This is a genomic window from Brunnivagina elsteri CCALA 953 (assembly GCF_002289455.1).
GTDB lineage: Bacteria > Cyanobacteriota > Cyanobacteriia > Cyanobacteriales > Nostocaceae > Brunnivagina > Brunnivagina elsteri.
The window spans coordinates 1-8,288 of the sequence record NZ_NTFS01000299.1 but is presented as its reverse complement, the minus strand read 5'-3'; the positions used below and the strand labels follow the sequence as shown (position 1 = coordinate 8,288).

The window sequence follows — 8,288 nt, the reverse complement described above, 5'->3', positions numbered from 1 at the left end:
ATTTTATTCTCTATGCCCAATTCCCAATTCCCAATTCCCAATTCCCAAATATTAGGAGTAATTACAATGTTTAAACGAAGGAAAAATAGTTTTATTTATACACTTGTTTTAGCTTGTGCATTTCTACTTTTGACTGTTAACTTATCCTTTGCCGCAACTACAGCGACAGAAGCAAAGCATTATACTGAGTTGCAAATGCCGCCATTACCAGATGTGAAATTACCAAAATACGATCGCATGACGTTGAAAAACGGCATGGTGGTATATTTGATGGAAGACCATGAATTGCCTTTGGTCAATGGTAGGGCAGTAATTCGTACAGGCGATCGCTTGGAACCTGGTGATAAAATTGGACTTGCTGAGTTGGTGGGAACTGTGATGCGAACTGGGGGTACTTTAAAGCGTACACCAGATCAACTCAATCAAATGCTGGAACAGCGTGCAGCTTCCGTAGAAACCAGTATTAGTGAAAGTATGGGAACAGGGAGTTTCCAAACCCTGAGTGAAGATTTGGATAGGGTGTTTGGTTTGTATGCGGAAGTATTACGGGAACCTGCTTTTGCTGCTGATAAATTGGATTTGGCAAAGAAGCAGGAAGGTGGTAGTATAGCTCGTCGTAATGATGACCCCAATGATATTGCCCAGCGTGAGTTTAAGAAGGTAATATATGGTGGTACGAGTCCTTATGCAAGGACTACAGAGTATTCAACATTAGCGAAAATTACCCGCGATGATTTGGTGAAGTTTTACCAACAGTATTTTCATCCAAATAATCTGATTTTGGGAATTGTTGGGGATTTTGATTCGCAGAAAATGAAATCTCTAATTCAAGCAAAGTTTGGAGATTGGAAACCCAGCACAACCCCAATTAAACCGCAACTACCTAAGGTTGTACAAGCTAATACCAATGGGGTATATTTCGTTAACCAACCACAGTTAACCCAGAGTAATATTTTAATTGGACATTTGGGGGGACAGTATGACAGTCCCGATTATGCCGCATTAGATGTATTGAACGGGGTATTGAATGGGTTTGGGGGTAGATTATTTAATGAAGTGCGATCGCGTCAAGGTTTAGCATATTCTGTATACGGTTACTGGAGTCCCAAGTACGATTATCCAGGAATGTTTATAGCTGGGGGACAAACGCGATCGCAAACGACGGTACAGTTTATTAAGGCAATTCAAACCGAAATTAAAAAATTGCAAGCTGAACCCGTTACAGGCAGGGAACTAGCTTTAGCAAAAGATTCTACCTTGAATTCGTTTGTTTTCAATTTTGAAGACCCTTCCCAGGTTTTATCTCGGTTGATGCGGTACGAATATTACGGTTATCCCGCAGATTTTCTGTTTACCTACCGCAAGCAACTCGAAGCAACCACTGCTGCTGATGTCCAAAAAGTCGCGCAGAAATATCTCAAACCCGATAGTTTTATTACCCTAGTTGTTGGTAATCAAAAAGCGATCGATCCACCACTATCTCAACTGGCAAATCAAGTCACAGCAGTTGATGTCACCATTCCAGCACCACCTCAAAGTTAAGTGTTAGTAGAACCCCGACTACTATCGGGGTTCTGTTGCTTGAGAGAAATCGGGTTCTTTTGCATTTTGATTGAATTAAAAGATAAAACTCCTTCACTAATGTCTCTAAGAAACACCAAAAATCATTGATTTTTTCAATTAGATACGAAAAAATGTAAGCTAACTGAGTTAAAGATAAATCCAGGGTTTCTTAAACCTTGGTTGGGATTGTTAGCTAGTGTGTAACCTAACATTATCATCACTAATAATTAAGTATATTTTCTAGTTCTATATTTAACCATTGTTTAAACATGTGATTGAGGATTTCTTGATATCTTTGAGATGTTAATTCTGCTGGTATTAGTTCCTCAACAAAGAACAAGTGATATCCCTGTTCGGTTCTAAATGGTCCAATTAATTGCTGAGGGGATGTATTAAATATTATCGATGCAATATCTGGTTCAAGTTGCCAGGGATATAACTTACCTTCGTAACCACATTTTTGCCTGCGGATTTCATCAATATCATACTCATGTGCAGCAGCAAAAAAACTAACTTCCCCTTCTTCAATTTGAAAATAAAGCTCTTGAGCAAGCTTATCATTGGCAATTATCATTTGATATAAGATTATTTGTTCAAACTCAGAGCGATTTTGGATAAAGAACTTTTCGACTTCCTTACCAAACATCTCCTCAGCAAGCTTTTGTGCTAACAAGCTAAAGCGAATCCCCGTTTCCCATTCTTCAGGGGTTGCCATTTGCTCATTTAACCAAGCTACCGTATCCGATGCTTTCTCCAAACATAGTTCACGACGCTGTTTGTCTGCTTCTCGTTGAATTTCATCGTTACTGACACTTAGTTCTCGCTCGGATGCTGCACGTGCGATCGCTCTTTGAGATACAATCGAATCGTACACTTCCTTGAGTTTCATTTCGCGCTTCAGGAAGCTAAGAACCTCTTCTAATTCAATAACAATTTTAGAATCTCCGTTCATTTTACTAATTTTGTTATATTTACCTAAAATCTCTGTACTTCTCTCTGTTGCCAAATCCAGAATGAAAGCAAAGATGACTTGTTACTAGGGTAAATGATATATTCGGGTTTTGAGTAGTTTTTGCTACTCAAAATTTACAAAAAAACTGGAAGCTATTGGAGTTTACAGCTTCCAGTCATTTTTAAGTAATGTATAAGCTAAGAAAATGCGTCTTAATGACGCGGATAAAGTAACTCTTGGATGAGATTAATCGGGTAAGATAAAAGACTGTAGTTGCTAATTTCAATGTAGAACAAATAGTTTTAGCATCACCTTTTCTTTCTCTTGCTTGAACTTGATAAAAACAAATTCAAATCTCGACTTCAAAAGTTGGGAGGATTAATTGGGAGGATTAATCTGACTTTTGATTTAGTACTAATAAGGTCAAATAAATCAGAATTGAACCACATCTCTAGAATCAGGCATATCCAATTTTATTTTTACTTATTGAAGAAAAAGAACCACCATCAGCAATGATTAAAATTTGTTTCTCGCTGAAGCTAAATTTAACTATCTTATGCTATCTATCCCCATATCTTCTCATCTAAGTTAAATCATTAATTAAACTATTATTTTTATTGATTCAATATCCCACTCCTTATTTATAATCAATGTGACACTCGCTTGCTTTCCTTATATATATAATGTATAAAAAATAAACGCCAATCGTTTGCCAATTTGGCATTTTAGTTGCAAAGAAAAAGTAAATTTTTTTTGAAAAGGATGTATTTAAGAATTTAAGGTTTAATGAATATGAAAAATCATATCCCCAGCTTCTCTAAGAAGTCAGGGATATGCAAAATTAAACAATTAAATTAACTTAATTAACTGCAAACAGAACCAATGCTATTTATTGATTTTGCTAATTGAATTCACACAATCTCAAGCAACTATTTTGAGTTACTTCTGACTGTAAATCTGATTTGATCTGGGGAGATTCACTAATTTGTGTTGATAACCACTCATCAATATTTCCCCCACGAATCTCTCTTTTTTGTTTTCCGACTACTTCTAAATAAGCCAAATCTTTAATTTTGTTCAAGCAGCTAGGAGACAAATTGCCATCAGATCTTTTTTCATTATTAGATTTGGCAATGGAAAGGTGATCGCTACGTTGTTGATGGGATTTTTCACTGGGAGAGTTTTCTTTGAGTAATCGGTTGTATGTACGGTAGGGAATGTAATGAAGGGGGTTATAACCTGCAAAACGTAGCATTAATACACAAGCCCATGAGTATTTACCTGCTAATATTGCTTCAACTACTTGATCTAATTGTTCGGGATTTATAGCTTTATCAAAGTTGTTACTAATGCTAGATTTTGTTTGGTTCATGGTTCTGTTACGCTTCAGTTAAGTAAATAAATTTTGCAATGCAATTTTCTGTTGGTGGTTAGTAGTTATTGGGTATTAGGTAAACCTATTCCATATTCCTATTAACTATTAATTATTAACTCTTAACTATTCAGTTTTGGTTGAAGTCAAAGAATATATCAGTCATTAGATAGTTACGAACTAATTTGACTTTAGCTGGGGGAGTTTTTTTTGAGCTAATCATCATTTTGCATTTGCTAGCTTGTTTTTGCTTTGATACAATTTGAGGTAGATTGTTTTTATTAACATTTAAATTTAACTTACAATTTTCATTTGTTTCTCTATCTGTAACGATAGATATCACTTTTCCAAAAATTATTTCTGGATTTTGTTGCAATTTCGCATCAAGTAAAATTTGTACTTTATCTCCGGAATCAATGAAATTAGTGATTCTCTCCGGTAAAGCAGTGACTAAAACTAGTGCTTGATTTTTTGTCGGCTTTTCTCGATGTTTGTTGACAGAATTATTTTGGAGAGATTGTTTAATCTTTGTCTGAATTTTGCTGAGTCGGTTATGGGTTTTAGTCAGTTGAATTTGCAGTTGGGATATATCTTTTCTCAGTTGCTGGATTTCTTGTTGCAGTTCTAACTGAATCAAACTGTTTTTGGTCGTTTTCGGGAATAAGTTATGGGAAATATTGGAAAATATATTTGCTGTATCCAATTTGGTTACGCTAGTATTGTCTGCTGCTGTTGTTGTGAATCTCAAAGCAGATTTGGTTTGCTTGATTGGTTTGTGGGTATTTGTTGAGTCAGTTAGATAAGTATTAACCATTAGTGCATGAATTTGGTTTAACTTTGTTTGAATCTCGGTCAAATGCTGGTTTTGAACGTCAAATTTGAGGACAAATTGGGAATCGTTTTGCTTCAACTGTGTCTCTGCGATTTCTGCGATGTTGCTGCTTGCTTCTTGTACATTTTCTGAGTCGATGGGTACAAGCTTTCCTGGTATTTGACCAATTTCTTCTATTCTTGCGCTCCAAACCCAAGTTAAAGCCATTGCTAGGAACAAGATGCTACTTAGCAGTAATAAATGAGCAACAGAGGATGGTGGTTGATTGAGCATTGTTTGCAATGATTCTGACAAGTTGTTTGCATTGACGGTTGTAACTGATGTTTCAAGTGCATTTGACCTAATGATTCTTTTCATTAACTAACCTCTGTTAGGAAACCTAACTGTTTTCATCCACCATGCTGGCAATTTAAGCGGAATTTGGTCATTTCCGTTGCAATATGCCCTTTTTGCTTGGTTGTACTCACGACTCTAATTTCATTTCCTCTTTCCCGGTAGATGCAGTTTTTCCTTTTCAACTTTTTACCTATCCACTCTCTACTATTTTCCTCTCCCGCTAATCAATTAAGTAGGTTTAGTTACCTAAAAAAATAAATTTGCTAAGTATTTACTCATAGAGCCTTGATTGGTAAACAAAAATCCCTATCTCTAATTCAAAACAGCAACATTAGTGCTTTTACTATTCTTGTTTTAATTGCCATCTGCCAAATTGGCATTGATTTAGTTAAATCTACTCAACTAATTTTGCGATTTACTTAAGTACTGTGCAACTTTTATTTTTGTCCTCATTATTATTATCTAATAGGGGGTTTTGCCCCTCACTGGTATTAGCTTTGAGAATTTTGTTCTAGTAGACTGACCCCATAAAATTGTAGCACTTAATTCCTTTACGAACCATTTATAAAGATATAAATTTTGGTAGTATTTCTACGATTATATGGGAATGTAAATGTTGGTAATATTCTTAAAATTTGTAAATATATTCCTGTTTAATCTAGCTTTAAGCTCTGCTATACACAGGTTTAAGCTTAAAACTTTCAATGCGAAATTACAGTAAACTTATTGTATTTTTTAGATTAAATACAATTTATCTGCCCATTAAAAAAGTTATTGTTGATACGGTTTTGTGGTATGAGTTAGCTGATGAGAAAAGTATCGAAACAACAAAATTAAAAAATGCCGGAAACAGCAAATTTACGAAGTAAATGTAAATTTTATAGATGGAAAATTGCAAAGCAATATAAAAGCTATATATTTTTTGGTAACAATCATAGCGAAAATGCTTCCGGAACAAATCGGTAAGTATTTATATTTCAGTATGGGTGAATTTAGCAGATTTATTAATGATTATGTTTGAGTATGCTGCTGAATTAAATGTGAATAGAGCTTGTTATTACTGATTAAATCTTGATGAGTGCCTTGCTCAACAGCGATACCTCGGTTGAGAACGAGAATACGATCGCAATGTTGTAGTAGATTCAGCTTGTGGGTGATGATGAGGGTAGTTCGCTCACGAATGACATGGTTTTCAGTTTCCACATCCAAGGATGGTAAGTATTCACTTGTAGCTTCATCAAGTACGAGAATGGGGGGATTGCGAATCAAAGCACGAGCTAGGGAAATTCGTTGTCTTTGCCCTGTTGAGAGCATCCTGGCTTTTTCGCCAATTTGGGTGTGATAGCCTAGGGGTAAGTCGTGGATGAAGTTATGTGCTGCTGCGAGCTTAGAAAATGCGATCACATCTTCTAGGGAAAATTCTGGATTGAATAGGGTGATATTTTCCCAAATGGTTGCGGAAAACATAAAGCTTTGCTGGGGTACTATTCCTAGTTGTCTGCGAAGAGATTGTGGTGTAAAGAGGGAAATATCCTTTCCATCAATCAAAATTCTCCCGGAATTGGGACGATATAAACCCGCAAGTAAATTCACCAACGTCGTTTTTCCCGAACCGCTAGCACCAATAATGCCGATTGTTTGCCCTGCTGGGATGCGAAAAGATATATTTTGCAATGCGTCGCGTTCTTCGGGATGGTAGGAGAATGTCACATTTTCAAAATGAACTTCACCATGAATCTTTGGTAATATCTCCAGTGTTAGCTCTTTGTTGGTTTCGGGTTCTGCTTCCAAGACATCATTGAGTCTTTCCATCGAAACAAGCACATCTTGATATTGCGATCGCAGTTCAAATAACGCTAAAACTGGTTGGGAAATGCTGCTAACGAGCATATTAAAGGCAACAAACTGCCCAATGGAAAGTTGCTTTTCCATCACCAAGGTTGCTGCATACCATAACAAAACAGTCGTTCCCAGATGGGCAATAGTACTACTAACTAGCTGCAAGTTATTTGCTAATCGTTGCCCTTGGAATCTGGCTTTGATGGTACTTGCAAACTGTTCTTCCCAATGCGATCGCACCCATTTTTCTGCTGCTCCAGCTTTAATTGTGGCAATACCTGCCATCATTTCGACTACGGCTGTATTTTGAGCTGCTGTTTTCTGGGCAATGTTGCGGGAAACCCTTTCTCTAGATGGATTTGTGCTGAGGGAAAATATTGCCACAGGTATTGTCAATCCAATTGCCAGTAAAGCTAATTGCAGGTTGTAGTAAGCAATTAAGCCAAAGCAACCAATAGCCATCAGCGCATCTAGGGAAACAACGACAGCACGACGAGTCATAAAGGATTGAATTTTACGGTTTTCCTCAACACGAGTTGTAATGTCTCCAACTTGTCGCGATGCGAAAAACTGTAATGGTAATTCTAAGGTGTGGCGAATAAAATTACCGACCAAATTCATGTCAAGATGATTGGAGAGGTAATCGAGTAAATATTGCCGTACAGCCCGCACCAATAAACGCCAAACTCCAAACAGCAAAAACCCGAAAGCGAAGAGATTCAGCGTTAGAGCAGTTGGAAATTTTAAAACTCCATCGATAAATATCCAAGCAATTACAGGAATAATTAACCCAAATATTTGCAACACTACCGAAGCTAGAGTAATCTGTGCAAGCAAGTTACGGTACTGCCAAAGGGTTTGCCAAACCATCGCGAGGGAAATTTTTTCGCTTTTGATTTGTTGTAACCGTTCAGTTGGTGTCAATAAGAGTGCGTATCCAGTCCAATTGGCAGCAAACTCATCACGAGATATGGTGCGTTTCCCAACTGCGGGATCAGAAATCGTCAAGACATCGCTGTTTGTTTTCCAAACGACAACGTAATGAATCCCTTGCCAATGGGCAATCCAGGGGTTAGTTTGCGATTCCAATGAATTTAAAGAAGCTCGTACCCCTTCGGTTTCATAACCTAAATGTTTCGCTGCATCAACCAATCCAGGTAATGTTGTCCCCATGCGATTCGTTCGGGCTAAATTCCGCAATCTATTTAAGCTAATTCGCTTACCCCAATACATGCACACCATCGCCAAACAAGCAACCCCACAATCGGAAGAACTCTGTTGACGAATGAAGTGGTAGGATTTATTTAATCGAGTTGCATCCCAGTTATTGAAGGTTACTCTCCCATTGCTAAGGGAAGGGAACTGGATTTCTTCTAATTTACCCCAAATAAGAC

The 8,288-nt window shown here is 37.1% G+C and carries 5 protein-coding genes; 1 reads left to right on the top strand and 4 read right to left on the bottom strand.

What is annotated here, in order from left to right:
* Window positions 1–66 precede the first annotated feature (66 nt).
* Window positions 67–1,542 carry a M16 family metallopeptidase gene (locus CK510_RS21790; protein ID WP_095723690.1) on the top strand — a complete coding sequence of 492 codons (1,476 nt, stop codon included), beginning with the start codon at window positions 67–69 and terminating at the stop codon, window positions 1,540–1,542.
* 241 nt (window positions 1,543–1,783) lie between these two features.
* Here the strand turns inward: CK510_RS21790 and CK510_RS21785 are convergent, their stop codons facing one another.
* From CK510_RS21785 to CK510_RS21770, 4 genes are all read right to left on the bottom strand, one after another.
* Window positions 1,784–2,515 carry a peptidylprolyl isomerase gene (locus CK510_RS21785; RefSeq protein WP_095723689.1) on the bottom strand — a complete coding sequence of 244 codons (732 nt, stop codon included), beginning with the start codon at window positions 2,513–2,515 and terminating at the stop codon, window positions 1,784–1,786.
* A gap of 901 nt (window positions 2,516–3,416) precedes the next feature.
* The gene (locus CK510_RS21780; protein ID WP_095723688.1) at window positions 3,417–3,887 is read right to left on the bottom strand and encodes a HetP family heterocyst commitment protein; all 471 of its coding nucleotides are present in this window, start codon (window positions 3,885–3,887) and stop codon (window positions 3,417–3,419) included.
* A 130-nt stretch (window positions 3,888–4,017) separates the two neighbouring features.
* Window positions 4,018–5,076, bottom strand: coding sequence for a hypothetical protein (locus CK510_RS21775; protein ID WP_095723687.1), 1,059 nt, complete (start codon window positions 5,074–5,076; stop codon window positions 4,018–4,020).
* A gap of 990 nt (window positions 5,077–6,066) precedes the next feature.
* The coding region (locus CK510_RS21770) for a peptidase domain-containing ABC transporter (protein WP_095723686.1) at window positions 6,067–8,288 on the bottom strand (2,222 nt) is incomplete at its 5' end.